This window comes from Microlunatus speluncae, from assembly GCF_009299835.1.
In the GTDB taxonomy this organism is placed as follows: Bacteria; Actinomycetota; Actinomycetes; order Propionibacteriales; family Propionibacteriaceae; genus Microlunatus; species Microlunatus speluncae.
Genome location: NZ_VKCZ01000021.1, coordinates 259391 through 285148, shown reverse-complemented (window position 1 = coordinate 285148; position 25758 = coordinate 259391). Strand labels below are relative to the sequence as shown.

The following is a 25758-nucleotide window of genomic DNA, read 5'->3' as shown; positions in this document are numbered from 1 at the left end:
CCCCGCCGACTAGGCCAACCCGTCCGCTCTTGGTGCGTCTTTTGGCCGGTAGGCCGATCGAGGCATCTCCTGGCTTGCCCTTCGACAGGCTCAGGGAACGAACAAAGGGTCTCCTGGCTTGCCCTTCGACAGGCTCAGGGGACGAACGGTCAGCGCCACTGGTGGGCGTTGGCCTCGGCCCATTGGGTGAAGGTGACGGCGGGGCGGCCGAGCAGTTTGGGCAGGGCCGGGTCGACTTGCTGCGGGTGGTCGACCAGGTCCTTGGCGCCGTCGACGTACCACTCCGCGTAGTCGCCCATCGTCGGCGCGAGTTGCGCGATCGCCTCGTCCCGGCTGATCTCGACGAACGGCACGTCGGCCCCTATCGCCCGACCCATGATCGTGATCTTCTCCACCTTGGTCAGCGATTCCGGGCCGGTCAGCGGATAGGCCTGGCCGGAGTGACTCTCGTCGAGCACGGCCACGGCGGCGGCCGCGGCGATGTCGCCGAGATCGATCATCGCGTTCGCGGCCTGGGGATAGGCGTCCCGGACTTCGCGCCGGGTCTTGATCCGGTCCGCCCAGACCGTCGCGTTGGGCATGAATTCGCCCGGCTTCAGATGGGTCCAGGCGAGCCCGGAGGCCTCGACGATCGGCTCGATCTCGTCCCACCAGGAGCCGGCCGGGCCGGTCAGGTCGACGATCCGCTGGACGCCGGCGGCCACGGCATGATCAACGATCGCCTGGGCGGTCGGTGGGTGCGGCGCGAGATAGAGGGTGGTCACGCCCGCGAGCGCGGCCGGCACCGTGGCGGGCTTGTGGATCGAGCCGACGGCGACCTCGACGCCGGCCGGCAGTTTCGCCCGGTCCGGGTCGACGGTGAGGGCCCGGATGGCCGGCGCGTTGCGGTCGATCAGCTCGTCGACCACCAGGCGGCCGACGTTTCCAGTGGCTCCGGTGACCAAGATCGTCATGCGGGATCCCTTTCGATCGGGGTGGGGGCGAATCATCGTACACTCTACGGTGAAACGTCTCGAACGGCCCGGCCCGTACGATGCGAGGCATGGAACCGGACCGGGCCGCGACGGCGCAGACGATCCGGCTCGCGCTGTCCGAGCTGGGTCTGGAGTGGTCGGAACGGACGCCGGGCCTGTTCTCGGTCACGCTGCCGGGGACCCGCAAGCTGCGCACCGAGTGCGGGCTGGAGGTGGGCCGCTACCTGGTCGGGGTCCGGGCCTTCGTCGCCCGCAATCCGGACCAAGATCACGAAGCGGTCTACCGGCGGCTGCTGGAACGCAACCTCAAGCTGTCCGGCGTGGCCTTCAGTGTCGACGCCGACGGCGACATCTACCTGACCGGCCGGATTCCCTTGCCTGCGGTCACGGTGGACGAGATCGACCGGGTCCTCGGTGTCGTCGCCGAGACCGCGGACTCGATGTTCAACATCATCTTGGAGACCGGCTTCGCCGACAGCATCCGGCGCGAATGGGCCTGGCGCCGCTCCCGGGGCGAGTCCACCGCCAACCTCGCGGCGTTCAGCCACCTCGACCCCGGCGAGCCGCCGGCGGACGGCTGATCCGGGGTCTGCTGACGACCGCCGACCCGCGGGTGAAATCCTGGGCCGAGTAAAGACCGCCCGGTACCGATGACGAAGGGGACGATCGACGTGACCACACCAGAGATCTCTGTTCAGCTCTATTCCATCCATCCCGAGCTGGAGGCCGACCTCGACGGCTCGCTGGGCCGGATCGCCGAGATCGGCCTGCGCACCGTGGAGGCATTCGACTTCGTCCGCCGGGTGGACGAGCTGAAGGCCTCGTTCGACAAGTACGGGCTGAAGGCGCCGACCGCGCACGCGATCATGATCGAGGACGCCGGGGTGGAGACCCCGGACGGCCTGCTGACCGTGCCGCCGCCGGAGGAGACCTTCGCCGCCGCCAAGGCCCTCGGGGTGCAGGTGGTGATCGATCCGTTCGTCGCGCCGGACCGCTGGGCGACCGCCGACGACGTGAAGCGCAACGCGGATCGGCTCAATGAGCGCGCCGCCCAGGCCGCCGAATACGGCCTCAAGGTCGGCTACCACAACCATGATCACGAGCTGACGACCAAGATCGACGGCCGGCCGGCGCTGCAGGCCTTCGCCGATCTGCTCGATCCGTCGGTGCTGCTCGAGGTCGACCTCTACTGGGCGCAGGCCGGCGGCGCCGAGCTGCTGCCGCTGCTGCGGGGCTTCGGCGACCGGGTGGTCGCCGTGCACGTCAAGGACGGCCCGATGCGTCCCGGCATCTCCGCTCGCGAACTGCCGTCGGATCAGACCCCGGCCGGTCAGGGCGACGTGCAGCTGGCGGCCGTGCTCACGGCCGGGCTGGAGATCCCGTACGCCGTGATCGAGTACGACCACTACGAGGGCGACACCTTCGACGGGATCGCGCAGAGCTTCGCCTTCCTCACCGACACCCTGAAGTCGGAGCAGTAGCCAGGCGATTCCTTTTCCGCCGTGGGTGAGTCTCACTGGATATGAGCGTCCAGCCGAGACAGAAGGAGCACACCATGGCGGATTCGACGGCGCCGATCGACGTGGCGGTCAGGTTCATCGAGGCCTTCGGTCGACGGGACCTGACCGCCCTCGCGGACTGCCTCGCCGACGACATCGTCTTCGAGAGCCCGCGGATGCAGCTGACCGGCCGGGACCAGGTGCTGGCCGCCATCGGCGAGTTCACCGGTGTGGTCGATTCGGTCAAGATCACCGGCAGCTACGGCGACGCCCGGAGCGCCGTCGTGGTGTACGAAATCCGGACCGGCCCGTTCGGCACCATTCGCGCCGCCGACCACGTGTCCGTACGCGACGGCAAGATCACCACCGACACCCTGATCTTCGACACCGCCGCCCTGAAGGCCTAACCCAACCCCGACTTGTCAGACTCTCACCACGCCATAGCGTGGTGAGAGTCTGACAACTCGGGGTGTTTAGGGTTGGGCGTCTAGGCGGGCGGCGGTGGCGGCGGGGAAGCCGCCGGTGGCGATCGGGCCCCAGCGGGTGGGGGTGATCCGGATCAGGGACTTGTCCTGTAGCCGCATCGCGGCCCGGTATTCGTCCCAGTCGGGATGCTCGCCGGAGATGCAGCGGAAGTAGTCGACCAGGCCGTCCTCGGCCTCGGGCATGTGCAGCACCTCGGCGTCGCCGTCGACCTGCAGCCACGGGTCGCTGAAACCTTCGGAGAAGACGCAGACCGACACCCGGGGATCCCGGTCGGCGTTGATCGACTTCGCTCGGCCGGGATAGGTGGAGATCACGATCCGGCCGGAGTCGTCGACGCCGCCGGTCACCGGTGACAGCTGCGGCCGGCCGTCGGACCGGGTGGTCGCCAGCACCATCGAGTGCCGGGACTTGAGGAATTCCAGGAGTTCGTCGCGGTCGACGGTACGAGACGTTGCGATGCTGCGGGCCATGACGCTGACGTTACCGCCGGTCGGTCACGGTCAGCGGGCCGGCTCCCGGAAGACCTTGTGCTGGGCGGCCTGCGCCCGAGGCCGTACGGTCATCCGGTCGATGTTGACGTGGCCCGGCCGGGCGGCGACCCAGGCGATGCAGTCGGCGATGTCGTCGGCGGTCAACGGATCGGGCACCCCGGCGTAGACGGCGTCGGCGCGTTGTTGATCACCGCCGAACCGGGTCAGCGAGAACTCCTCGGTGTGCACCATCCCCGGTGACACCTCGGCGATCCGGATCGGCCGGTCGAACAGCTCGAGTCGCATCGTCTCGACCAGCGACCGCTCCGCCGCCTTCGCCCCGCAGTAGCCGGCGCCGCCCTCGTAGCCGCCGTCGGCCGCGACCGAGGTCACGAAGATCACCTGCCCGGCGTTGTCGATCAAGGTCGGCAGCAGGGCCTTGGTCACGGCTGCGGTGCCGAGCACGTTGGTCGCGTACATCCGTTGCCAGGCGTCGAGATCGGCCTCGGCGACGGACTCCAGCCCGAGGGCGCCGCCGGCGTTGTTGATCAAGAGACTGACCTCGGTTCCGGCCCGGTCGGCGAGCTCGGCGACGTCGGCCGGGTCGGTGACGTCGCAGCGCACCGCGACGCCGTCGATCTCCCGGGCCAGAGCAACGATTCGATCCAGTCGGCGGGCGGCGCAGATCACGCCGTAGCCGTCCGCGGCGAGCCGGCGGGCCGTCGCCGCGCCGATCCCGCTACTCGCTCCGGTCACCACGGCCACGGGTCGGGTCTCAGTCACGCTGGGAGTATGCCAAAGCCGTAGGGATCATCGTCCTTGCCTCCTTCGACAGGCTCAGGACATGCTTCGACAAGCTCAGGGAACGAACGGGCGAGCGTCGGGGTCATCGTCCTTGCCTCCTTCGACAGGCTCAGGACATGCTTCGACAGGCTCAGGGAACGAACGCCCAGGCTCTGGAATGGCTATCGTCGGAAACCCTGAACCCGGAGGAGCGCACCGATGGCACGCGATCCCAACATTCCCGACGCGTTCGACGTTTACACGATGGTGCTGTTGCGACGGCCGGACGACGCGCCGGAGCTGCCGGACGAGGAGTTGGACGCGCTGCAGGCGCGGCATCTCGCCTACCGGGCCGAGCTGGCCCGGCAGGGCGTGCTGGTGGTGAACGGTCCGTTCGGGGCGCAGAGCGACCTGTCGTTTCGTGGCCTGTCGATCTTCGCCTGCGACCCGGCCGAGGCCGGCCGGTTGTCGGCCGACGACCCCTCGGTCCGGGCCGGGCGGCTGGCGTACGACGTGCTGGAGTGGTGGGTCCGCGCCGGTTCGCTCGCCTTCCCCCGCGCCGATCGGCCGATCGGCGAGCGCCGCTCGCTGCCCGACGATTGAGCCGCCTCGTGGCCGGCGGATCGGCCCTCGATAGGCTCGGCGGCATGACCTCAACCTTGATCTTGATGCGACACGGCGAAAGTGAATGGAATGCCAAGAATCTGTTCACCGGCTGGGTCGACGTCGGGCTGAACGACAAGGGGATCACCGAGGCCCAGCGTGGCGGCCAGCTCCTGGTCGAGTCCGGCCTGCTGCCCGACGTGGTCCATACGTCACTGCTCCGGCGCGCCATCCGTACCGCCGAGATCGCCCTCGGGGTCGCCGACCGGATGTGGATCGACACCCGCCGGTCCTGGCGTCTGAACGAGCGGCACTACGGCGCCCTGCAGGGCAAGGACAAGGCCGCGACCCTGGCCGAGTTCGGCGAGGAACAGTTCATGACCTGGCGCCGGTCCTACGACACCCCGCCGCCGGAGATCAAGCCGGACGACGAGTTCGCGAACTTCAACGACGCCAAGTACGCCAGCCTGCCCACCGAGGCGCGACCCAGCACGGAATGCCTCAAGGACGTGCTGATCCGCGCCCTGCCCTACTGGTACGACCAGATCGCGCCCGATCTGCGCGCGGGCAAGGTGACCTTGATCGCCGCACACGGCAACTCCCTGCGTGCCCTGGTCAAGCACCTGGACGGGGTCAGCGACGCCGAGATCGTGGGCCTCAACATCCCCACCGGGATCCCGCTGGTGTACGAGCTGGACTCGGATCTCAAGCCGCTGACGCCCGGCGGCCGCTACCTGGATCCCGAGGCTGCCGCCGCGGCCATCGAGGCCGTGAAGAACCAGGGCAAGAAGAAGTAGCGCCCGGTTACCGGAACGACTTGATCACGTCGGCCATCGGCTCCAGAGCCGTGGCGTCGACCAGGTTGGGCAGCCGCACCATCACCTCGCTCGCCCCCGCTTCGGCGAGTTCGCGGAATCTGCCCACCTGGTCGGTGATCGTTCCGGCGTTGACCGCCGCTGCGAACCGAGCCGGATCCTGGCGTCGCGGCCGGTGCTCCTCGATGAGCCGCCACACCTGCTCGTCGTCCGTCCCGATCAGGACCGTCGACAGCTGGGTCACCGCGACCTCAGCCGGGTCCCGGGAGAGGTCGACGCAGTGCGCGCGGAGCACTTCGGCCTTGTGTCGTACGGTTTCCGCGTCGCCGAAGACGTTGCACGCGTCGGCGTACTGTGCCGCGAGCCGCAGCGTCCGCCGTTCGCCGCTGCCGCCGAGGATGATCGGGATGCGCTCCTGCAGCGGCCTCGGGTACGACAGGGCCTCCGTGATCTTGACGTGCTCGCCCCGGAACGCCGGCGCGCCCTTGCCCCACACCAGCGGCAGCACCTGCAGCGCCTCCTCGAGCCATGCGTAGCGCTCGGCCACGGGCGGGAACGACCAGCCGTACGCGCGATGCTCGGCCTCGAACCAGCCCAGCCCGAGCCCGCACACCGCCCGGCCGCCGCTCAGCACGTCGAGGGTCGCGATGATCTTGCCGAGGTGGCCGACGTTGCGGTACGTGACGCCGGTGACCAGGGTGCCGAGCCGGATCCGGGAGGTCACGCCGGCGAGGAACGCCAGCGTCGTGTAGCTCTCCAGCATGGCGTCCCAGGCGCGACCGAGTTGTGGGATCTGGCGGAAGTGGTCCATCACGTAGAGCGCGTCGAAGCCCGCCGCCTCGGCCGCTTGGGCGATCTCCGTCAGCCGCTGCCGGAGAGCCGGATTTCCACCCGGCCAGTCGAACGTCGCGAGCTGCAGCCCGAACCGCAGCCGGCTCGGGTCCTGCCGCTGCCGTTCGGCCGCCGCCGGGGCCCGGGTGAACGCCTCCGGCACGGCCCGAATCCGGGCCGGCCGGAGCACGCCGTCAAAGCCCTCGCCGGCGAGTTGGTCGCGGACGGCCGGCCACGACCGCAGCTGAGCGGTCAGGGCGGCAGCGGGAATTCGCTTGGTCCGTTGCCGATTCCGCTCCCGGCACTCCTTCGCCGGGACGTCGAACGCCACCGCGTAGCAGGGCAGGCCGAGCGCCCGAGCCAGGGCGAGCCAGCCTCGACGGCGTTCGGCATCCAGGCCGAGGGTGTCGATCACCGTCGTGAGCTTGCGGGCCAGCCGGCGCGCGACGACCTCCTCGAGCAGCGCGAACGCGTCGGTGCTCGCCTCGAGGTCGTCCTCGGCGACCCCCACCAGCGCGCGCAGGCGATCGCTCGAAACCACCGCGCCGGCAGGAAAGTGGGCGTCCGCCCAGGTCGTCTTGCCGGACGCGCCCGGGCCGACCAGCACCACCACGCACGGCGTCGGGAGCGCTCGCGCGTCGTCGGTCATGCGTGCAGTCTCCCACCGCGATCGAGGGGTGGACGCGAGCGCTCGGGTGGGGGAGGATGAGAAAAATCCATCTGATTGATTAAGTGGGGGCACAATGTCGTTGCTACTCCGTCGGCTCGGGGCGGGTCTGTTGGCCGGGGTGTTGATCATCGGATTCGCGGGGGCGGGGGTGGCGCAGGGGAGCCGGCCGGGGCAGGGCGCGGTTCCGCCGGAGACGGCGCTGGCCCGGGCGCGGGTGGCGGCGGACGTGCTGATGAGTTCGTACGACACGAAGAAGGCGTGGTTCCCGTCGAGCTGGTGGAATTCGGCGGTGGCGCTGCAGACGATCGGCGACTACATGGAGCGGACCGGGGACCGGCGCTACCTGGAGCAGCTGGATCACACGTTCGAGACGAACAAGGGGCCGTTCCCGGCCGGAGAGCTGTCCACCGACGAGATCTACGGCAACTTCACCAGCCGGGCCATCGACGATGCCGGCTGGTGGGCGCTGAACTGGATCCAGGCCTACGACCTGACCGGCCGGCAGAAGTATCTCGACATGGCCGTCACCATCGCCGAGTTCATGAACAGGTTCTGGGATCCGCGCACCTGCGGCGGCGGCATCTGGTGGAACGAGGAGCGGACCTACAAGAACGCGGTCACCAACGGGCAGTGGGTCCGGCTCACCGCGGAGCTGCACAACCGGATCCCGGGCGACAGCGAGTGGTTGGACCGGGCCGAGGAGGCCTGGGACTGGTATCTCGGCAGTGGCATGATCAACTCCGCGGGCTTGATCAACGACGGTCTGAACGACGACTGCGGCAACAACGGGCAGACGGTCTGGACCTACAACCAGGGCCTGGCGATCGGCGCCGGGATCGAGATCTGGCGGGCCACCGGCGACAAACGGGCCCTGGCCAAGGCGCGCGAGTTCGCCGACGCCGCGCTACGCGAGGACGGCCTGCTGACCGACGGCATCCTGACCGAGGCCTGCGACGCGCTCGACCGGACCTGCGACGACAACGGCAAGCAGTTCAAGGGAATCTTCCTGCGCTATCTGATGGAGCTGGCCGACACGACGGGCGAGCAGCGCTATCGCGACTTCGTCCGGACGCAGTCGGAGAGCATCTGGGACCATGATCGCGACGTCGCCAACCGGCTCGGTGTCCGCTGGGCCGGCGGCACCAATGATGATCATCCCAACAGCTTCGACTGGCGGACCCAGGCCAGCGCGCTCAGTGCTCTGATCGCGGCCGTTCCGGAACGCACGCCGCGGCGATCACTGTCGGCGACCCTGAGCCCGGCCCGGACGGCGATCCTGCCCGCGGCCGGTGCGCCGACCACGGTGGAACTTGATCTTGACCTGCTGGCGACCGGCAAGGGTCGGCCCCTCGACGGGGAGGTCGTCGTCGCCGGGCCCGCGGGCTGGACCGTGACCCCGGTCCGGGACCGGTTCCGGCTCCGACCGGACGGCAACGCGAAGCCGGCCGACCACCGCGTGCCGGTGACCGTCGAGATCCCGGCCGGCGTCGAAGCCGGAACCTATCCGGTGACCGCGACGGCAACGGCGCATCCCGGACTCGAGTTCTCGGCCCGGGCGGAGATCCAGGTGGCCCGCTCGATCGACCTCGACACCGGTACGGCCGCGGAGATCCCCTGGCTGTGGGACGCCGACGGGTCCGGCAACAACGGTCCGACCAGCCGGTTCGCCGACGGGAACAGCTACTTCGTCTACCGCTTCCCGTTCCCGGCCGGGACGACGGCCGCCGAGGCGACGGTGCTGATCGAGAACCAGTATCTGGTCGACGTCAGCTCCGACGGCGAGGACTGGACCACCGTGCTCCGGGAGGATGAGGAGATCAGGGACGGCTCCAACAAGGCCGAGCACTCCATCGACCTGACCCCCTATCTGGCCCCGGACGGGCCCACGAGTCCGGTCTACCTGCGGGTCCGCGACTCCTTCCCCGACGACGGCTGGGGCGGGCGGGTCTATCACGTCACGGCCGACTTCAGCTGACGACGGTGTTCGTTCCCTGAGCCTGTCGAAGGGCAAAGGGTGATGTGGCCTGCCCTTCGACGAGCTCAGGGAACGGACTCCCAAACCTTCCCCTCCAACGGCAGTTAGCGCGACCCGGGTTCGGGCTTGCCGTTGATCTTGGTACGGCCCTCGGGGAGATCGGCTCGCTGCGCTGTGAGGTCGCGTGGCAGCAGGGTGAATCCCTGCCAGTGCAGGTCCATCGGGCTCTGATCTTCGTCCCGGACGACGTGGTGGAAGCCGACGGCGACCCAGGAGACGACGTCGTCCAGCGGTGCTTGATCACCGACGTAGCCGAGCACGCTGCGCTGCGGGCAGTCGCGGTTCTTGGTGGCGAAGCGCTCGCACTCGGCGAACTGGCTGAAGGCGATGTCGTAGGCCGGCTCGTGCGACTGGCCGTCCTGATGATCATGGGACTCGTCGCTGAACCGATAGGAGTCGGTGTCGCCGATCTCGATCTGGTACGAGATCGGGTGTTGATCATCATTGAGCACCGCCGGGTTGACGATCCGCCACCAGCGGCGGTTCTCGAGCGTGCGCGTGGTCTCGGCCGCGATCGGGGTCAGCTCGCCGGAGAGCTCGGGCGACTTGGGCCCGGTCCGGCCGGTGAAGTCGGCGTCGTACTGCTCGACCCGCTGGCCGCCACGACCGCCGAGGGCCCAGTGCAGCCGCCAGACGGCGTTGTGCGAATGGGTGGCGGCCTGATCACTGTTGCCGGGCCCGACCGGCCGGCCCTGCAACGGGTCGTCGGTGTAGTCCTCGGGCGAGAGATCACCGGTGGCGCCGAGGGCGGGCCGGATCGAGCCGTCGGCGCCGAAGACGTAGCTGTTGACGTATTCGTACCAGCCGACCTTGGAGATCGTGCTCAGGCTCAGCCCGGTGCCGCGGGCGACGTCGACCTTGCCGCCGGACTGGGCCCGGTAGGCGATGCCGGTGTCGACCTCCTCGATGCAGAGCACCGGCCGATCCTCGCCGCCGCCGACCTTGCCGTCGCCGAAGTTGGGCACGAACGTGGTCTGCAGCTCGCCGGTGCACTCGGTTTCCACCAGGCTCTGCAGGTTGCGGCCGCCGAAGCCGTGATCGGTGATGTCCTCGGTGGTCCGCTCGCCGGTGTCGTACGGCACCTCGAGCTGACCGATCGCCAGCGAGTCGAGGATCTGGATCGGTGCCCGGCCGACCGGCGTGAAGTGGATCTGCTCCAGCGTCAGGCCGGAATAGGGATCGATCCGCCAGCACATCGCCCAGGACGAACCGCTGGACAGGGCCTTGGCGATCGGCTGGTTGGCCGGGCAGTCCAGGGTGGTGGCAATCGGCTTGTCGGCCGGGCTGCCGGGCGCGCGGGTCGCGGCGATCACGACGCCCGCGACGACCAGGCCGCAGAGCACGGCCGCGATGATCAGGATCCGGCCTCGGCCGGCGATGCGCAACATGATGATGATCGACTCCCCGTAGCTGACGAAAAGCAACGACCCTCCGGGAACCTTCTCCCGGAGGGCCGATGCCTCTTACCTCCTGCACCGCCGATCAGCGTCCTGGCCGGCGGCTACCCGTCCGTGCGGTTAGCTGGAGCACCCAACGGGGGTGAACCGGGTCGACGAGTTGCCGAGATTCAGGCGACCACCGTCGGCCGACCGGGCCAGGCCGAGGCTCAGCGCGGAGAGATCGAGACTGTTCGTCACGTCCTCACCGGCCGAGTTCTCGCAGGTGCCGATCTCCTGGTGGTTGACCTGGAGCGAGACGAACCCGTTCAGCACCTCGAACAGCGGCGACAGCATGTTGACGATCGACGACGTGATCCCGAACTTGATGTCGTTGATCACCAACTCGAAGATGTGATCGCCGGCGTCGCTGATGATCAACTCGTAGACCGGGGCGAGCACCGGTCCGACCGTGCTGCCCAGGGTCTGGATCGCCGTCGCCAGCGCGGTGCCGGCGGTGCCGCCGATCAGGCCGCTGCTGTTGTCGGTCACCTCGCCGAGATCACCGGAGGCGATGTCGGCCAGCGTGAACGTCCAGGTGACGTCCAGGTTGCCGCCCACCAGACCCTTGTCGTCGGCGAACTGGACCGTGATCGTCACCGCGTTCAGCGAGTCCTCGATCGCGCCGACGAGCAGGTTGGTGATGTCGTGCATGATGTCGTGGATGCTCTCCGCGATCAGCGGGTAGATCTCCGACGAGATCAGCTCGGCGTTCGGCTCCTGGGCGTTCAGCCCGCCCTTGCCGACCACCTGATCCAGGTGAATCTGCAGCTCACCGGTGGAGAAGTCGATCGTCACGACCTTGTTGTGCGACGTGATCGGCTGGTTCAACACCCGCTGGAACAGCGTGTCCTGCATGTTGCTGTCCACGGTGACCGTCGGCGTCGGAACGCCCGGGACACCGGACACCAGCCCGGTCAGCGCGTCGACGTCGAGGTTCTTGTTCACCAGGTCTTCGACGGTCGTGTCCACCGCGCCGGCCGCGCCGTAGATGCCGTTGGCGGCATCCCCGACCAGCGGCGAGCGGAGCAGCAGGTCCGCCTGCCCGACCCGGTACTGACCCGGGCCGCCGACACCGTCGGGATCGAGGATCTTGCCGTCCTCGACCACGACCTCGGAACCGAAGGCGCCGAGCTTCAACTCGAGCTGGTCGATCGCGAGATCGGTCAGTCCCTCGACCCCCGCGGACTCCGACAGCGAGAGCAGGTTGATGGTCGCGGCCCCGAAGGACGCGTCGTCGCCGCTCAGCTTGACCGAGCCACCCTCCGCCAGCAATCCGCTCACCGAGCGGGTGGCGGTGGCCGAGCCGGCCTCGCTGGAGCTGCCGAGGGCGCCCATCGCGCCGAAGTCGATCACGTCGTTCAGCGGGATCGAGACGTCACCGAACTGGACGACCTGGTCACCCAGCACGTCCACGTTCAAAGCATCGTTGTTGGCGCCGGGGGAGGACTTCAGCCCCGCGGAGGTCGCGGCGACGCCGACGAGGTCATTGCCTCCGACCGACGACGCGAGGATGCTGGCCGCAGATTCGGCGGCCTCGTCCTGGAAGTTCCCGACTGCCGCCGACGGGGAGAGCCCGACGGTGCCGATCATGAGGGCCGTGGCCGAGACGATGGCCAACGGCCTGCCCCGCGGCCTCCAGGACGGCCTTCCCGTGCGGGAAGATCCTGGTTGGCGCTGCCCTGCAGTCACCAAGAAACTCACTCCTTTAGGATCCGAGATGGTCGTGTAACCCCGACCCCCGCAAACAATTCCCCGAGCCCGAGAGTTTCTCCCCAGGGGAGAGAAGATAGCGACATCCAGGGCGGTTGTCACCATTCGAATTCGGCCAAGTCGGGGTGCTGTTTCCGGGCCGTTCCGGCGGGCCGATCGGGGGCCGGTCGGGAGCGGCTGGGATCCCTTGCGTACAAGGAGAATCAGGCAGACATGGAACGCCGTGCCGAGCGGTGTAACGGAATGATCAAAATGTAGGGCATCCGAGCAGTTCCGGAGTGTCGCGGAAAGGTGTCCAAAACGGACACGGTTGAGGACACAAAACATTCTCGATCATGAAAATCGATGGTGTCCAAAACGGACACGGTTTAGGACACGGGCTGGTTCTCGTCCTCGGGATAGCGACCGGTCACGATGTAGATCACCCGGCGCGCCATCGAGGAGGCGTGGTCGGCGATCCGCTCGTAGTAGCGGCCGAGCAGCGCCACGTCGACGGCGGCCTCGACGCCGTACTCCCAGTCCTCGCTGAGCAGCACCCGGAACTGGGACTTGCGCAGGTCGTCCATCTCCTCGTCGCGCTCCCGCAGCTCCCGGGCCAGCTCGAGGTTTCGATCATTGAGCGTGTGGCCGGCGCTGACCACCATCTTCTCGGCGACGTCGCCCATCCGGACGAAGTTGGGCCGGAGCCGCTCGGGCACGGCCGAATCCGGGTAGCGCATCCGGGCGATCTTGGCGACGTGCACGGCGAGGTCCCCCATCCGCTCCAGCTCGTTCACCATCCGCAGCGTCGCGACCAGGGTGCGCAACTCGCCGGCCACCGGGGCCTGTCGGGCCAGCAGGGAGAAGGTGCGGTTCTCGATGTCGTGCTGGCGCTGGTCCAGCGCGTCATCCTTGCCGATCACCTGCTCGGCCAGGTGGATGTCGCACTCCAGCAGAGACGTCGTGGCCGCGCGTACCGCTTCCGCGACCAGCTGAGACATCTCGACCAGATCGTCCAGGATCTCGTCCATCTGCTCCCGGTACGAGTCACGCATGCCGAATCCACCTCGCCTCATCGAGCGGCCCGCGCGGCCGCACAAAATACGCCCCAACCCTATGCCAGCGCCGATGACCGGTAGAAAACGCCGATCGTAAACGCCAGGTGAACATCGAAGGAACGCTCGGCGCGCGTTCCCGCGAGGCGGCATCCGATGGTGAGGTGGCCGCGAGCTTTCCCTTTAGTATCGGCTTTGTGAACCCGATCGGCGCCACGCTCATCGCCCTTGTCGTCGGGATCATCATCGGCGGCTTCGCCGTCTGGATCTGGTCCCGGCGCAAGCCTTTCGACGACGCCGAACTGCGCTACACACCCCCGGCGGTGCCGGACGGGGTCGGCGCGGTGCTGGCGGCGCTGCGCTCGTCGGCGATCGTCGTCGGCCCGCACGACGAGGTGCTGCAGGCGAGTACGCCGGCGCACAACCTCGGCCTGGTGCGCGGCTCCCGGGTGGTGAACGACGACCTGCTCCGGCTGGTCCGCGAGGTCCGGCAGAGCAAGGAGTCGTCGGCCTCCGACCTGCAGATCGAGCACGGCCGCGGCATCGCGGCGACCTATCTGTCGGCCCGGGTGGCGCCGCTGGACGACGAGATGGTCCTGGTGCTGGCCGAGGACCTGACCACCCAGCGCCGGATCGATGCGACCCGGCGGGATTTCGTCGCCAACGTCAGCCACGAGTTGAAGACCCCGATCGGCGCGGTGTCGCTGCTGGCCGAGGCGATCGAGGACGGCGCCGACGATCCGGTCGCGGTCCGCCGGTTCGCCAGCCGGCTCAGCCTCGAGTCCGCCCGGCTGATCGACCTGACGGCCCAGATCATCGACCTGTCCCGGTTGCAGGCCGACGACCCGCTGGCCCACCCGGAGGAGGTCGACGTCGACGAGGTGCTGGCCGACGCCGTCGACCGGTGCCGGGTCGACGCCGAGCAGCACCAGGTCGAGCTGACCGTCGCCGGGGAACGGAACTGCCGGGTGCTCGGCAGCGATCGGATGCTCAGCGTCGCGATCAGCAACCTGGTCGAGAACGCCGTCATCTATTCCGACCCCGGCGCGCGGGTGGTGGTCGCCGCCCACCGGGTCGCGGCCAGCGACGACGACTACATCGAGATCACCGTCTCCGACAACGGCATCGGCATCCCGCCGAACGACCAGGAACGGATCTTCGAACGCTTCTACCGGGTCGATTACGCGCGCAGCCGGGCCGACGGCGGCACCGGGCTGGGCCTGGCGATCGTCAAGCACATCGCGGCCAGCCACCGCGGCGACGTCGCCGTCTGGAGCCAGGTCGGCCAGGGTTCGACCTTCACCATCAAGATCCCGGCCCACCTCAAGCCGGGCACTGCGGTAGATCAAGGGTTGCCGGACCTGCCGGCGACCCGGGACCCGGCCATGCTGACCGCCACTGAGCGGCAGCCTGAGCCGAAGTCCGTCCCGGTTCCGTCCGATCGCCCACCGGCGACTGCGGAACCGAACCCATCCGACCGGGCGAACGACGCGAAGTCCCGGCCCGACAAGCAGGAGACCAGACAACGATGACCCGCGTATTGGTGGTCGAGGACGAGCAGACGTATCGCGAGACGCTCGCGTACATGCTGCGCCGCGAGGGTTTCGAGGTGGTCGAGGCCGCCGACGGCACCGAGGGCCTCGCCGAGTACGACCGTGTCGGCGCCGACATCGTGTTGTTGGATCTGATGATGCCGGGGCTGCCGGGCACCGAGGTGTGCCGGCAGTTGCGGACCCGAGGCCCGGTCCCGGTGATCATGGTCACCGCCCGGGATTCCGAGGTGGACAAGGTGGTCGGGCTCGAGCTGGGCGCCGACGACTATGTCACCAAGCCGTTCTCGCACCGGGAGCTGGTGGCCCGGATCCGGGCGGTGCTGCGCCGCGGCCAGGACGTCGAGCTGGTGCCCGACGTGGTCGAGGCCGGCGGCGTCCGGATGGACGTCGAGCGGCACGAGGTGTCGGTCGACGGCGAGCGGGTCAAGCTGGCGCTGAAGGAGTTCGAGCTGCTGGAGATGCTGCTCCGCAACGCCGGTCGGGTGATGACCCGGGGCCAGTTGATCGACCGGATCTGGGGCGCGGACTACGTCGGCGACACCAAGACCCTGGACGTGCACGTGAAGCGGCTTCGGACCAAGATCGAATCCGATCCGGCCAGCCCCAAGTATCTGATCACCGTGCGCGGCCTGGGCTACAAGTTCGAGGGCTGACGGCCGGTCGCTCGGCTCCGGCGGGATCGGCTGTCACACTACGATCCGTGGAGATGGACATCCTCGTACGAGCTGTCGACGCCTGACCATGTCGATGGCCCAGAACGAACCGCGGCCCGAGCCGGAGGCCGCCGCCGAGGCGGTCAAGGCGCTGGATCTCGCGCTGCGGGTCGGGGAGACCCTGCTCGCCAACGGCGCCGGTGCCGCCGACGTCGCGGCGACGATGGACTCGATCCTGCGCCACCTCGGTCTGGCCGAGGCCGACGTCGACGTCACGTTCACGGCGCTGGTGATCGCCTACCAGGAGACGCCGGACGCGCCGACCCTGGTCCGGCGGCGCAACGTGGCCCAGCGCGAGGTCGATTACGAGGATCTGACCCGGGTCGATCACCTGGTCCGGGCGTTGCTGCTGGACCAGATCGATCGCGACGAGGCCCGGGCCGAGCTGGCCCGGATCGTCTCCTCCGGTCATCAGCGTCCGCGCTGGGCGGTGACCGCCGGCTGGGGCGTGCTCGCCCTCGGCATCGCCATGCTGCTCGGCGGCAACTGGATCGTGTTGATCACCTCGGTGGTGACCGCGATCGCGGTGGAGCGGCTGCAGCGGCTGTTGACGCTGGCCCGGCTGCCGTCGATCTATCAGCAGATGGCCGGCGGTCTGCTGGCCACCCTGCTGGCCGTCGGGGTGGCGTTCACCCCGATCCCGCTGGATCCCTCGGTCGTGGTCAGCGCCAACATCACCGTGCTGCTGGCCGGCCTGGGGCTGATCGGCGCCGCGCAGGACGCGCTGACCGGCTTCTACATCACGGCCAACGCCCGGCTGCTGGAGGTGATGCTGTCTACGGTCGGCATCATCGTCGGCGTCACCGGCGGGCTCACCGTCGGCCGGATGCTGGGCGTCGACCTGGCGCTGGACCCGGGCGCGTCCGGGCTGGCCCCGGTGCCCTGGATGCTAGCCGGTGCCGCCCTGTGCGCGATCGCCTTCGCCTACGTCGTCTACACCCCGGTCCGGGCGCTGTTGCCGATCGGCCTGGTCGCGGCCGCCGGGGAGGTCGTCTACTACCTGCTCAGTTCCGCGGGGTTCGGCCGGCCGTGGGCGTCGGCCGTCGCGGCCGTCGGCATCGGCATCGTCGCGTACGGGGTCGCCGGGCGGGTCCGGGTGCCGCCGTTGGCGATCGTGGTCTGTGGCATCACGCCATTCCTGCCCGGCCTGTCGATCTATCGGGCGCTGACCTTGATCACCACCGGTGACGCGAACGGCGTGGTCGACTTCGCCACTGCGGGGGCGGTCGCCATCGCGCTGGCCTCCGGCGTGATCTTGGGCGAATACCTCGTGCAGCCGGTCCGCCGCGAGGCCCGCCGGATGGAGCGCCGGCTGTCCGGTCCGCGCCTGGTCGGGCCGCTCCGGATCCGTACGCTGCGGCGGGAGGCCAAGAAATAAAGGGACTTCCGCCTCAGCGATGGGTCCGCGGGTGCCGGGCCCAGCCGAAACAGAACAGGCCGAACGCGATCAGCCCGAGCGCGACGGCGATCAACAGCACCGGACCGAACGGCTGGCCGCGGACCGTCTGCAGTGCGGCATCCAGCCCGCCCGCCTTCTCCGGGTCGTAGCTGATCCCGGCCCAGCCGATCAGCAGGCCGACCACGATCAGCGAAACCCCCTTGGCCGGGAAGCCGATCCGGCCGAGCGTCATGGTCAGTCGGCCGGCGCCGGACATGTCGTCCTTGAAGGTCTGCTTGATCCCCTTCACGATCTGACTCACGCCGATCGTGATCACCGCGGCGCCGACCAGGGCCACCAGGACCTGACCGAACGGCAGTGCGAGCAGTTGCGCGGTCGCGGTCTCCTCACCCTTTTCGCCGCCCCCGCCGCCCCCGCCGATGACGATCCTGATCGCGGCGATGCCGAGGGCGAGGTAGACGATCGCCTGGCCGACCGCCGCGACCCGGCGCGCCGTCCGTTTCGGCTCGTCGTGCCAGGAGTAGCCGACCGCGGCGTCGATCGCCCGCCAGACCACCAGGGCGAACAGGCCGATCGCGACCACCCAGAGCGCCACCACGCCGAACGGCTGGGCCGCGACCTCGGCCAGCGCCCCCTGCTGCGAGGTGTCCTCCTTGGCCCCGAAACTCAGCCGGATCGCCAACGCGCCGATCATCAGGTGCACCAGGCCGAAGCCGGCCAGGCCGATCGTGATCAAGATCCGGTACGCCCTCCGCGCGGGCTCCGTTGTGCTCATCGCCGCCTCCCCGGGGCCGGCCTCGCCGGCTCTCCGCTGATCTGTACCCAGCGGCGGGGAGATTCATCGGCCAGGAAGGGAGCGACCTGCCGCCACAACTTCTCCTGACTGCGGACCACTAACCGGCGGCGACGGCCGGAGCCGGGGTGAACGCGGCGGCGTGTGCGGCGGCCCAGTCCGTCACCGAGGTCGCGGGGCGCCCGGTCAGCAGCGATACGCCGTCGGTGGTCGCGGCGAAGCCGCCGGCCCGGATCAGCCCGAAGACCCCGCCCAGCTGACGGCCGAGCCACTCGGGCAGGCCGGCACCGGCGAACCGGGCACCGGCCTGCTCGGGCGTCAGGTCGGCGAACTCGACCGGTCGGCCGGTGGCCGCGGCGAGAGCCGCCGCGAGCTGGTCGAAGGTCACCGCCGCCGGCCCGGTGAGGTCGAAGGCCGATCGGTCCGGCGGATCGAGGAGGGCGGCCGCCGCGCTCGCCGCGACGTCCGCGATGGCCACCATCGCGACCCGGGCGCCGCCGACCGGCGCGGACAGCCGGCCGGTCGCGGCGACCTCGGGCGCCAGCATCAGCAGGTTCTCCGCGAAGAACGCGGGCCGGAGGTTGAGGTGGGGCAGCCCGCTGTCGGCCAGGTGTCGCTCGATCCGGCCGTGCCAGTCGAACGCCGGCACGGCCGAGCCGACGGCGGCGTGCAGGGCGGACAGCTTGACCACCCGGTCGACGCCGGCGCGTCGGGCGGCCTCGATCACGGCGATCTCGTGGTCGACCTTGTCCGGGCCGTCGGCCGAGCTCAGGTAGAGGCGGCGGATGCCGCGTAGCGCCCGGTCCAGGCTCGGGCCGTCGGTGAAGTCGCCGACGGCGGCCTCGAGCTCAGGCCCGGCATCGGGCCACACCCGACGGCTGGCGCCGGGGTCGCGGACCAGCACGCGCGGGCGCGTGCCGGCGGCGAGCAGCTCGGCCACGACGCGGGAGCCGACCCTCCCGGTGGCTCCGGTGATCAGAATGGTCTCGTCCATCTCGGTTGTCCTCTCAGGTGTCGGCGGGCGCCGGCGGGATGTGGTGCGACGGGCGGAACACGTCCGCGGGATCCCAGCGCCGCTTGATCCGGCGCAGTCGCCGGTGGTTATCGGGAGTGAAGGCTGTGGCGGTCCGCGCCGGGTCGGTCAGCAGATTCAGGAAGGAACCGCCGGTGGCCCGGGCCGCGAGCGCGTCGTCGAACCGGTCGACCGGCACGTCCACCGCGGCCCGGTCCGGGGCGAGGTAGGGAGCCACCGCGAGCACCGAGTACGGCGTCTGCCGGTGCCCGGCCGGGCCCGCGTCCGGGCCGGGGCGGGCCATCGCGCCGCCCCAGTGCCGCAGCTCGACGAACGCGTACGGCGCGTCGGGCCGCAAGCCCTCGCCGACCACGAGGTCGAGCAGGTCGTCGTCGATCCGGTCGTACAGCTGGACGAGCTGCCGGTGCGGCATCGGCGGTGCGTCCGGCCCGTTGGTGGCGGTCGAGGCCGCGGCGAAGTCGCGCAGCGCGAATCCGTCCAGCAGCGGCTCGCCGGCCACGTCGAGCAGTGGGCGCAGGGTGGCCCGCCCCGTCGGCTCGTCGACCAACCCGGTGGCGCGCAGAGCCACCACCGGCCGGCCGTGCAGGGCCGTCGGGAAGACCGGGGCGGGTGGGACCCGGAGCAGCAGCACCGCGGTGTTCAGCGCCTCGGGCTCGGTCCGGGTCCAGTCCCGGTAGGCCGCGAGCAGCGCCCGGCCACGGTCGGCGGGAAAGAACGACAGACCGGAGAAGACCGAAGGGGCGTCGTACAGCCGGAAGGTCAGCGAGGTGACGATCCCGAAGTTGCCGCCGCCGCCCCGGAGCGCCCAGAAGAGGTCGGGGTTGGTCTCGGCGTCGGTGCCGACCAGCTCGCCGGTAGCGGTGACGACCTCGGCGGCCAGCACGCTGTCGGCCGCGTAACCGAAGGTCCGGCTCAGCCAGGCCGCCCCGCCGCCGAGGGTGTAACCGACCACCCCGACGGTCCCGCACCGGCCGGCCAGCGAGGCCAGCCCGTGCTCGGCGGTGGCCCGGTTGACCTGGTGCCAGGTCGCGCCCGGGCCGACCGTGGCCGTCCGGGCGGCCACGTCGATCCGCACCTCGTCCAGCCCGGACAGCTTCAGCAGCAGGGCGCCGTCGGCCGGGACGAGCGTGCCGTGCCCGGTCGACTGCACCGCGAGCGGCAGCCGCAGCCGGCGCGCGACCCGGACCGCCACTTGGACGTCGGATCGGCTCCGGGCCACGGCGATCACCGCCGGAGTGGAGTCGATCGTGCGGTTCCAGCCGGTCCGGGCCTCGTCGTAGCCGGGCTCTCCGGGCAGCAGCACCGGACCGGCGAAGTCGGGCCGCAGCCCGGCCGCGGCCTCGGCGGCCCGGGCCGTGACGGCGACGTCCGGACCGGTGATCATGACGGCGCGGCCGCGGCGTCGGTGGCGACCACCACCGGTCCGAGCAGCTCGATCCCGTGCGTCGCCGCGATCTCCAGGACGGCCTCCATGGACGGTTCGCCGGCCGCGGCAAGCGCGGCGGCGGCCCGGGAGAAGCCCTCCATCGCCGCGCCGGGGGCGTGGACCATGAAGGCGACGGCGTCGGCGTCGGACTCGTTGCGGATGGTGTGCGGGGTGTCCCCGGCCAGCGGCATGACCTCCCCGGCCCGCACCGGGTGCCGCCGGACCGGTCCGTCGGGCCGGTCCTTGTCGCCGACGTAGAAGACGAACTCGCCCTCGAGCACGTGGTAGATCTCGCCCGGCGCGTGCCGGTGCAGGACCGGCGGGCCGCCGCCGGGTGGCATCCGGATCAGGGCCGAGAAGAGCGCCCCTCCGGTCTGTTCGGTGGTGGCGAGCACGATCAGTTCGTCGGTGCCCAGCGCGAGCCGCTCGCCTTCGGTAATTTCGACAGGTAACCTGTTCATATGATGAGTATGGACAGGCAGCCTGTCTGATGTCAAGAGAGTTGCCGAGCTGGCAGGGCGGCGAGCGGCCTGTGAACACGGTCAACCTGTTGCGGGAGGCGTTCGTCGCGCTCAACGACCGGGCCATCACGCGGCTGGCCGAGCGGGGTCACGAGGTCGTCCGGGCGGCCCACGGGGCGGTCTTCCAGCACATCGACGACACCGGGACGCCGGTCGCCCGGCTGGCCGAGCGGGCGCAGATGACCAAACAGTCGATGGCCGAACTGGTGGCCCACCTGGAGCGCCACGGGTACGTGGTCCGGGAGGCCGACCCGGCCGACCGGCGGGCCAAGCTGGTGATCCCGACCGAGAAGGGGATGGAGGTGTTCTCGATCGTCCGGGATCTGGTGCCCGAGATCGAGCAGGACATCGAGACGCTGCTCGGCTCGGATCGAGCGGCCGCCCTGCGGGGCGACCTGGAGCGGCTCCGGTCGGGTTAGGGCGGGTTTCTCAGCCCCGGCGCACCGGGTTGCTGAGCTCGCCGACGCCGGGGATGGTGATCTTGACCTGGTCGCCGTCGGCGAGGGTGAACGGCAGCTCGGGCACCAGTGAGGTGCCGGTGGAGAGCCACACGCCGTCGGGGAACTCCAGATCCCGGAACAGCCAGTCGACAAGATCATCGAGCTTGCGGTGCAACTGGCTGGTCTCGGTGTTGCCCTGCCAGATCGTTTCGCCGTCGCGGATGATCACCATGCCGAGCTCGAGCGCGTACGGATCGGCGACCTGCCAGACCGGCGTGACGCCCGGGCCGAGGCCACAGGATCCGTTGTAGACCTTGGCCTGCGGCAGATAGAGCGGGTTCTCGCCCTCGATCGTGCGGGAGCTGACGTCGTTGCAGACGCCGTAGCCGATGATCTCCTTGGCGCTGTTGATCAACAGCGCCAGTTCCGGCTCGGGCACGTCGATCTCGGAGTCGGCCCGCACCCGGAGCTCGCCGCCGTCGCCGATCACCCGCCAGGCCACCGACTTGAAGAAGATCTCCGGCCGGTCGGCGTCGTAGACCTGCTCGTAGACGGTCGCCGACGTCTCGCTCTCGGCCATCCGGGCGGTCTGGGAGATCTTGTACGTCACCCCGGCCGCCCACACCTCGGTGCGGCCGTCGACCGGCGGCAACACGGTCAGCTGATCGACGGCGACCGCCGGACCCGTCGGCGACTCGGCCCGCTCGCGGAGCTCGGTCAGCGACAGCCGGGTCAGCTCGGCAAGATCATCGGCGATCGGCCGGACCGTATCGCCGTCCCGGACGCCGACTGCCGTGCGGCCCTCGTGGGCGTACCGGATGATCATGATCGGCCTCCTCGATCGCGAGGTCACGATCTTGTCACACCGCCGCCGTGCGCCCGCCCGAGGGTTCCGCGATGCGGACCTCGCGACCCACCGGTGCGTGTCAGGTGGGACAGATGATGCCAGAGTGGTCCCATGCAGGCAGATCAGCTGACCGAGCCGGTCGTGGATCACGGTGAGGGACCGGTGTATTCGGTCCGCTGGGCCGGGCCGCGCTGGGTGGACATGTTGGCCGGCGACATCCTCGAACTGCGGCCGGACGGCGAGGTGGCCCGGCAGCACGTCGGCACCGTCGCGGCGGTGATCCGGCCGCGCCGGGGCGGCGGGCACGTGATCGCGGGCGAGCGGGGCCTGCTGCTGGCCGACGACGACGCCCTGGACGCCCCGGTCCGGGCCCAGCCCGAGGTGTGGGCCGGCACCGACGTCCGGATGAACGAGGGCGGCTGTGACCCGGCGGGCAACCTCTATCTCGGCTCGATGGCCTACGACGGGCGGCCGGGCGGCGGCACGCTCTATCGGTTCGGGCCGGACCTCGCGCCGACGGTGGCGGTGCCGGAGGTGACCATCTCCAACGGCCTGGAGTGGAGCCCGGACGACGCGCTGGCCTACTACGTCGACACCCGGACCGGCCGGATCGACGTCTTCGACTGGGATCCGGACGGCGGGCTGCGGGACCGGCGGCCGTTCGTGGAGGTCGACGGCGAGGGCGGCCCGGACGGGCTGACGGTCGACGCCGAGGGCGGGGTCTGGGTCGCCCTGTACGGCGGCTGGGCGGTCCGGCGCTACACCGCGGCGGGGCGGCTGGACGAGGTGATCGAGGTGCCGGCCCGGCAGGTGACGGCGTTGACCTTCGCCGGCCCGGAGCTCGACCAGTTGATCATCACCACGTCGCGGCACGGCCTCGAGGACGACGTCGGCCCGGCCGGCGCTCTGTTCGGTGCCAGACCCGGCATCCGAGGCAGACCGGTCCGAGAGTTCGCCGGGTAAGCCGTGTCCCAACTGCGGGTGGACACGATCGGCATCGCTCGATCCCTGGTTCCGGCGACGGCGGCGCTGCTGGCCGCCGTCCTCGGCGTGCTGTGCTATCACATCGGTTCCGACCGGCTCGACTTCGCCGCGCACTACGTGGCCGGGCTCGGCGGGACGATGTTGCTGCTGTCGATCCTGGCGATCAGGCCGACGTCGCTGCCGCGCGGCTGGGCCGTGCTCGGCCTGACGATGCTGGCCTGCGTGCTCGGAATCGGCTGCGAGACCTTGTTCTTCGTCGACGGCGGCTTCGATCTGGTCGACGTCTCCAATCAGAGCCTGGGCGCGGTGACCGCCGCGTTGATCTTCATCGTCTGGCCGGTCCGCGGGGTGCCGCCGACGACGTTGTGGATCATCCTGGCGGTGCTGCTGCTGGGAGGAGGGGCCAAACTTGTCGGCTATTTCTAGGACCTCCAGGCCGGTCCTGGTGATGTTGATCATGATCGCCGTCGGCTTCTGGGTGATCGGGATCCTGATCACCTTGTCCCGGACGATGATCCCGTACGGATTCGAGGCCGAGACGGTGCGGACCACGGCGATCCAGCAGGAGCATCAGCCGGGACGCGACGACATGATCTTGATCCGGACCGACCGCCGGACCCTGCGGGTGGATCCGAACGCGGCGGCCTGCGTGAAGATCGGGGACCAGCTGACCAAGCCGGCCTGGTCCCGCGACATCGCCGGGCCGTCCGGCGCGACCTGCGAGCTGGGCTGGCCGAAGCAGCTGCGGACCGTCGTCGTGGTGCCGATCCTGGTCGCCGCGGGCTGCGGCACCTACCTGTTTCTGGCCCGGTTGCTGCTGGCCCGGCGGCTGCTGCCCCGGCCGGTCAGAACAGCCGCGCGATCTCGACCGTGACGGTCAGCGAGCTGGCGGCGCTGCCCGAGTAGAGGCCCTTGAACGGCGCGACGTCGGCGTACTCCCGGCCACGGCCGACGACGACGTGCCGTTCGCCGGCCGGGATCGCGTTGGTCGGGTCGAAGGCGGTCCAGGCCCCGTCCCACCACTCGACCCAGGCGTGGCTCTGGCCGGTCACGGTCTCGCCGATCTCGGCGTCGGCCAGGGGATGCAGGTAGCCCGAGACGTAGCGGGCCGGGATGCCGGCGAGCCGGAGCAGCGTGATCGTCAGGTGGGCGATGTCCTGGCAGACACCCTTGCGCTCCGACCACACGTCGCCGATCCGCGAGTGCACCCCGGTCACGCCCGGCACGTATTCGATCTTGTCGTGGACGAACTCGCTGGCCGCCCGGGCCGCGTCGCCCGGCGCCCGGCCGCGGACCACCTCGGCCGCCAGGGCGCGCAGCTCCTCGTCCGGCTCCGTCCGACCGGTCTGGATCAGCCATTCCGCGTGCGCGTCCCGGACCGACCGTTCACCGAGCGCGTCCCAGCCGGCGCGATCGGTTCGATCATCGAAGGCGATCCGGGTGTCGACCAGGCTGGAGGCGACCACCCGGAGCTCCCGGTGCAGCACGCTGGTGTCGAAGGCGTGCACGATCGTGCCCCAGTAGTCGAGATAGCGGTAGGCGGTCGACGCCGGCCGGACCTCGATCCGGGTGTCGGCCGTCGATTGATGATCTTCGCTCAGCGGCGTCATCCGTACCTCGTTGTAGGACGCGACCACCTCGTCGTCGTAGCTGAACGCCGTCTCGTGACGGATCCGGTAGCGCCGCGACTGCGGCCGGTCGGCTTGGATGATCATGCTCCCCCCTGGGCCCAGGCCTTGGCGTGCGATGCTTCGAAGAAGGTCAGGGTGACCGCCTCGCTGACCTCCGAGCAGGTGCGTTCGAGATCGACCAGCACCGTCGGCAGGTCGCCGAGCAGATCTTCCGGGCTGCGGAACTCCAGCTGGGTCCGGGCCCGGCCGAGCCGGCGCCGGGCAAGATCAGGAACGCCGGCCCGGGCCCGGCCGGGAGTGAGCTCGTTCAGACAGCCCTCGGCGGCCGAGAGCGCGAAGAACACCGAACGCGGGAACAGCCGGTCCAGCAGCAGGAACTCCACCGCCGCGGCCTCGTCGAGATCGCCGCGATAGGTGCGCAGGAAAGCCTCGTAGGCGCCGCAGGACCGCAGCAGCGCCGACCACGACGGCCGGCCGCGACCCGGCGCTCCGGGCAGGGCCCGGGTGAGCAGCAGCCGGGCGGTCATGTCGGCCCGCTCGAGTGATCGGCCGAGGGTCAGGAACCGCCAGGCGGTGTCCCGGCTGATGGTCAGGTCGACGACGCCGGCCAGGGTCGAGGTCTGCTCCCGGATCCAGGTGAAATAGACGTGCGGGCCGAGCCGTTCGGCCATCCGCCGCGCCTCAGGCATGGCCAGCCAGGTGCTGTTGATCGCCGACCAGAACTCCGAGGAGAGGATCTCCCGGGCGCCGCGGGCGTTTTCCCGGGCCGTCATCAGCGAGCCGCGGATCGCCGTCGGTTCGGAGCTGTACGCGAGCCGGTCCAGCACCATCGTGCTGCTGACCGGGTCGTCCGGCGCCTGGATGCCCATGATCGACAACAGTGACCGGCAGGCGGTGTCCTCCTCGACCCACGGGTCCTCCAGCACCAGCTGCAGATGCACGTCCAGGATCCGCGCCGTCGCGTCGGCCCGTTCCAGGTTGCGGCCGATCCAGAAGACCGACTCGGCGATCCGGCGCAACAGGCCGGCTCGGTTGGGGTCCACGGTGCCTCCGATCTGGGTCGCCATGA

27 protein-coding genes are annotated in these 25758 nt (G+C 70.1%); 13 read left to right on the top strand and 14 right to left on the bottom strand.

The window, feature by feature from the left end:
* Nucleotides 1-149 precede the first annotated feature (149 nt).
* Entirely contained in the window at nt 150-953 is an 804-nt protein-coding gene (locus FNH24_RS30810; protein ID WP_152366080.1) for an NAD(P)H-binding protein, read from the bottom strand.
* Nucleotides 954-1042: 89 nt separating this feature from the next.
* On the opposite strand from FNH24_RS30810, the gene FNH24_RS30805 reads away from it, so the two are divergent.
* The 3 genes from FNH24_RS30805 to FNH24_RS30795 all read left to right on the top strand — a co-directional run bounded on the left by FNH24_RS30805 (nt 1043) and on the right by FNH24_RS30795 (nt 2880).
* Entirely contained in the window at nt 1043-1555 is a 513-nt protein-coding gene (locus FNH24_RS30805; protein ID WP_152366079.1) for a YbjN domain-containing protein, read from the top strand.
* 90 nt (nt 1556-1645) lie between these two features.
* Nucleotides 1646-2455 (top strand): sugar phosphate isomerase/epimerase family protein, encoded by an 810-nt coding sequence (locus FNH24_RS30800; protein WP_175047933.1) that lies wholly within the window; start codon nt 1646-1648, stop codon nt 2453-2455.
* 74 nt (nt 2456-2529) lie between these two features.
* Entirely contained in the window at nt 2530-2880 is a 351-nt protein-coding gene (locus FNH24_RS30795; protein WP_161606404.1) for a nuclear transport factor 2 family protein, read from the top strand.
* Between the two features lie 66 nt (nt 2881-2946).
* On the opposite strand, the gene FNH24_RS30790 is transcribed toward FNH24_RS30795, so the two are convergent.
* Nucleotides 2947-3429: a PPOX class F420-dependent oxidoreductase gene (locus FNH24_RS30790; protein WP_152366076.1), complete on the bottom strand. Its 483-nt coding sequence runs from the start codon at nt 3427-3429 to the stop codon at nt 2947-2949.
* Between the two features lie 30 nt (nt 3430-3459).
* On the bottom strand, nt 3460-4212 hold the full coding sequence (locus tag FNH24_RS30785) for an SDR family NAD(P)-dependent oxidoreductase (RefSeq protein WP_152366075.1): 753 nt from the start codon (nt 4210-4212) through the stop codon (nt 3460-3462).
* A gap of 219 nt (nt 4213-4431) precedes the next feature.
* On the opposite strand from FNH24_RS30785, the gene FNH24_RS30780 reads away from it, so the two are divergent.
* Entirely contained in the window at nt 4432-4815 is a 384-nt protein-coding gene (locus tag FNH24_RS30780) for a YciI family protein (RefSeq protein ID WP_152366074.1), read from the top strand.
* Between the two features lie 44 nt (nt 4816-4859).
* Nucleotides 4860-5612, top strand: a complete 753-nt coding sequence (locus FNH24_RS30775) for a phosphoglyceromutase (protein WP_152366073.1) — start codon at nt 4860-4862, stop codon at nt 5610-5612.
* 7 nt (nt 5613-5619) lie between these two features.
* On the opposite strand, the gene FNH24_RS30770 is transcribed toward FNH24_RS30775, so the two are convergent.
* Complete coding sequence (locus FNH24_RS30770) at nt 5620-7110, bottom strand: TIGR03560 family F420-dependent LLM class oxidoreductase (RefSeq protein WP_152366072.1); 1491 nt, start codon at nt 7108-7110, stop codon at nt 5620-5622.
* 94 nt (nt 7111-7204) lie between these two features.
* Between FNH24_RS30770 and FNH24_RS30765 the strand changes: the two genes are divergently transcribed.
* Nucleotides 7205-9106: a glycoside hydrolase family 76 protein gene (locus FNH24_RS30765; protein WP_152366071.1), complete on the top strand. Its 1902-nt coding sequence runs from the start codon at nt 7205-7207 to the stop codon at nt 9104-9106.
* 104 nt (nt 9107-9210) lie between these two features.
* Here FNH24_RS30765 and FNH24_RS30760 read toward each other — a convergent pair whose 3' ends face one another.
* The 3 genes from FNH24_RS30760 to phoU all read right to left on the bottom strand — a co-directional run bounded on the left by FNH24_RS30760 (nt 9211) and on the right by phoU (nt 13349).
* A complete protein-coding gene (locus FNH24_RS30760) occupies nt 9211-10590 on the bottom strand; it encodes a copper amine oxidase (protein ID WP_217428644.1) in 1380 nt (459 codons plus the stop codon).
* Nucleotides 10591-10683: 93 nt separating this feature from the next.
* The gene (locus tag FNH24_RS30755; RefSeq protein ID WP_161606403.1) at nt 10684-12222 is read right to left on the bottom strand and encodes a choice-of-anchor G family protein; all 1539 of its coding nucleotides are present in this window, start codon (nt 12220-12222) and stop codon (nt 10684-10686) included.
* Between the two features lie 461 nt (nt 12223-12683).
* Nucleotides 12684-13349, bottom strand: coding sequence for a phosphate signaling complex protein PhoU (gene phoU / locus FNH24_RS30750; RefSeq protein ID WP_152366069.1), 666 nt, complete (start codon nt 13347-13349; stop codon nt 12684-12686).
* 197 nt (nt 13350-13546) lie between these two features.
* On the opposite strand from phoU, the gene FNH24_RS30745 reads away from it, so the two are divergent.
* The 3 genes from FNH24_RS30745 to FNH24_RS30735 all read left to right on the top strand — a co-directional run bounded on the left by FNH24_RS30745 (nt 13547) and on the right by FNH24_RS30735 (nt 16993).
* Complete coding sequence (locus FNH24_RS30745; protein WP_152366068.1) at nt 13547-14881, top strand: sensor histidine kinase; 1335 nt, start codon at nt 13547-13549, stop codon at nt 14879-14881.
* Nucleotides 14878-15555: a response regulator transcription factor gene (locus FNH24_RS30740; protein ID WP_152366067.1), complete on the top strand. Its 678-nt coding sequence runs from the start codon at nt 14878-14880 to the stop codon at nt 15553-15555. Before FNH24_RS30745 ends, FNH24_RS30740 begins: the two co-directional genes overlap by 4 nt.
* A gap of 94 nt (nt 15556-15649) precedes the next feature.
* Nucleotides 15650-16993, top strand: coding sequence for a threonine/serine exporter family protein (locus FNH24_RS30735; protein WP_152366066.1), 1344 nt, complete (start codon nt 15650-15652; stop codon nt 16991-16993).
* Nucleotides 16994-17006: 13 nt separating this feature from the next.
* Here FNH24_RS30735 and FNH24_RS30730 read toward each other — a convergent pair whose 3' ends face one another.
* From FNH24_RS30730 to FNH24_RS30715, 4 genes are all read right to left on the bottom strand, one after another.
* Complete coding sequence (locus FNH24_RS30730; RefSeq protein WP_152366065.1) at nt 17007-17789, bottom strand: DUF1206 domain-containing protein; 783 nt, start codon at nt 17787-17789, stop codon at nt 17007-17009.
* Between the two features lie 118 nt (nt 17790-17907).
* Nucleotides 17908-18801 (bottom strand): NmrA family NAD(P)-binding protein, encoded by an 894-nt coding sequence (locus FNH24_RS30725; protein ID WP_152366064.1) that lies wholly within the window; start codon nt 18799-18801, stop codon nt 17908-17910.
* A gap of 13 nt (nt 18802-18814) precedes the next feature.
* Nucleotides 18815-20224: an FAD-binding oxidoreductase gene (locus FNH24_RS30720; protein WP_152366063.1), complete on the bottom strand. Its 1410-nt coding sequence runs from the start codon at nt 20222-20224 to the stop codon at nt 18815-18817.
* A complete protein-coding gene (locus FNH24_RS30715; protein WP_152366062.1) occupies nt 20221-20727 on the bottom strand; it encodes a cupin domain-containing protein in 507 nt (168 codons plus the stop codon). The genes FNH24_RS30720 and FNH24_RS30715 overlap by 4 nt, the downstream gene beginning before the upstream one ends.
* Before the next feature lie 29 nt (nt 20728-20756).
* On the opposite strand from FNH24_RS30715, the gene FNH24_RS30710 reads away from it, so the two are divergent.
* Nucleotides 20757-21206 (top strand): MarR family winged helix-turn-helix transcriptional regulator, encoded by a 450-nt coding sequence (locus FNH24_RS30710; RefSeq protein ID WP_152366061.1) that lies wholly within the window; start codon nt 20757-20759, stop codon nt 21204-21206.
* Nucleotides 21207-21216: 10 nt separating this feature from the next.
* Here FNH24_RS30710 and FNH24_RS30705 read toward each other — a convergent pair whose 3' ends face one another.
* A complete protein-coding gene (locus FNH24_RS30705; RefSeq protein WP_152366060.1) occupies nt 21217-22053 on the bottom strand; it encodes a fumarylacetoacetate hydrolase family protein in 837 nt (278 codons plus the stop codon).
* A gap of 132 nt (nt 22054-22185) precedes the next feature.
* Here FNH24_RS30705 and FNH24_RS30700 point away from each other — a divergent pair, with 132 nt between their 5' ends.
* From FNH24_RS30700 to FNH24_RS30690, 3 genes are read left to right on the top strand one after another with little or no spacing between them, the layout of a single operon-like run.
* Nucleotides 22186-23037: an SMP-30/gluconolactonase/LRE family protein gene (locus tag FNH24_RS30700; protein WP_152366059.1), complete on the top strand. Its 852-nt coding sequence runs from the start codon at nt 22186-22188 to the stop codon at nt 23035-23037.
* Between the two features lie 3 nt (nt 23038-23040).
* Nucleotides 23041-23484 (top strand): hypothetical protein, encoded by a 444-nt coding sequence (locus FNH24_RS30695; protein ID WP_152366058.1) that lies wholly within the window; start codon nt 23041-23043, stop codon nt 23482-23484.
* A 22-nt stretch (nt 23485-23506) separates the two neighbouring features.
* Nucleotides 23507-23932 carry a hypothetical protein gene (locus tag FNH24_RS30690; RefSeq protein ID WP_152366057.1) on the top strand — a complete coding sequence of 142 codons (426 nt, stop codon included), beginning with the start codon at nt 23507-23509 and terminating at the stop codon, nt 23930-23932.
* On the opposite strand, the gene FNH24_RS30685 is transcribed toward FNH24_RS30690, so the two are convergent.
* The gene (locus FNH24_RS30685) at nt 23904-24773 is read right to left on the bottom strand and encodes a transglutaminase family protein (protein ID WP_152366056.1); all 870 of its coding nucleotides are present in this window, start codon (nt 24771-24773) and stop codon (nt 23904-23906) included. The genes FNH24_RS30690 and FNH24_RS30685 overlap by 29 nt on opposite strands.
* Complete coding sequence (locus tag FNH24_RS30680) at nt 24770-25756, bottom strand: alpha-E domain-containing protein (protein ID WP_246187157.1); 987 nt, start codon at nt 25754-25756, stop codon at nt 24770-24772. Before FNH24_RS30680 ends, FNH24_RS30685 begins: the two co-directional genes overlap by 4 nt.
* Between the last annotated feature and the right edge of the window lie 2 nt (nt 25757-25758).

Coding starts and splice junctions, on each gene's coding strand:
- FNH24_RS30810 (WP_152366080.1), bottom strand. CDS start 953: ATGACGATCTTGGTCACCGGAGCCACTGGAAACGTCGGCCGCCTGGTG.
- FNH24_RS30805 (WP_152366079.1), top strand. CDS start 1,043: ATGGAACCGGACCGGGCCGCGACGGCGCAGACGATCCGGCTCGCGCTG.
- FNH24_RS30795 (WP_161606404.1), top strand. CDS start 2,530: ATGGCGGATTCGACGGCGCCGATCGACGTGGCGGTCAGGTTCATCGAG.
- FNH24_RS30790 (WP_152366076.1), bottom strand. CDS start 3,429: ATGGCCCGCAGCATCGCAACGTCTCGTACCGTCGACCGCGACGAACTC.
- FNH24_RS30780 (WP_152366074.1), top strand. CDS start 4,432: ATGGCACGCGATCCCAACATTCCCGACGCGTTCGACGTTTACACGATG.
- FNH24_RS30775 (WP_152366073.1), top strand. CDS start 4,860: ATGACCTCAACCTTGATCTTGATGCGACACGGCGAAAGTGAATGGAAT.
- FNH24_RS30770 (WP_152366072.1), bottom strand. CDS start 7,110: ATGACCGACGACGCGCGAGCGCTCCCGACGCCGTGCGTGGTGGTGCTG.
- FNH24_RS30765 (WP_152366071.1), top strand. CDS start 7,205: ATGTCGTTGCTACTCCGTCGGCTCGGGGCGGGTCTGTTGGCCGGGGTG.
- phoU (WP_152366069.1), bottom strand. CDS start 13,349: ATGCGTGACTCGTACCGGGAGCAGATGGACGAGATCCTGGACGATCTG.
- FNH24_RS30740 (WP_152366067.1), top strand. CDS start 14,878: ATGACCCGCGTATTGGTGGTCGAGGACGAGCAGACGTATCGCGAGACG.
- FNH24_RS30735 (WP_152366066.1), top strand. CDS start 15,650: ATGGCCCAGAACGAACCGCGGCCCGAGCCGGAGGCCGCCGCCGAGGCG.
- FNH24_RS30730 (WP_152366065.1), bottom strand. CDS start 17,789: ATGAGCACAACGGAGCCCGCGCGGAGGGCGTACCGGATCTTGATCACG.
- FNH24_RS30725 (WP_152366064.1), bottom strand. CDS start 18,801: ATGGACGAGACCATTCTGATCACCGGAGCCACCGGGAGGGTCGGCTCC.
- FNH24_RS30720 (WP_152366063.1), bottom strand. CDS start 20,224: ATGATCACCGGTCCGGACGTCGCCGTCACGGCCCGGGCCGCCGAGGCC.
- FNH24_RS30715 (WP_152366062.1), bottom strand. CDS start 20,727: ATGAACAGGTTACCTGTCGAAATTACCGAAGGCGAGCGGCTCGCGCTG.
- FNH24_RS30710 (WP_152366061.1), top strand. CDS start 20,757: ATGTCAAGAGAGTTGCCGAGCTGGCAGGGCGGCGAGCGGCCTGTGAAC.
- FNH24_RS30705 (WP_152366060.1), bottom strand. CDS start 22,053: ATGATCATCCGGTACGCCCACGAGGGCCGCACGGCAGTCGGCGTCCGG.
- FNH24_RS30700 (WP_152366059.1), top strand. CDS start 22,186: ATGCAGGCAGATCAGCTGACCGAGCCGGTCGTGGATCACGGTGAGGGA.
- FNH24_RS30690 (WP_152366057.1), top strand. CDS start 23,507: ATGTTGATCATGATCGCCGTCGGCTTCTGGGTGATCGGGATCCTGATC.
- FNH24_RS30685 (WP_152366056.1), bottom strand. CDS start 24,773: ATGATCATCCAAGCCGACCGGCCGCAGTCGCGGCGCTACCGGATCCGT.
- FNH24_RS30680 (WP_246187157.1), bottom strand. CDS start 25,756: ATGGCGACCCAGATCGGAGGCACCGTGGACCCCAACCGAGCCGGCCTG.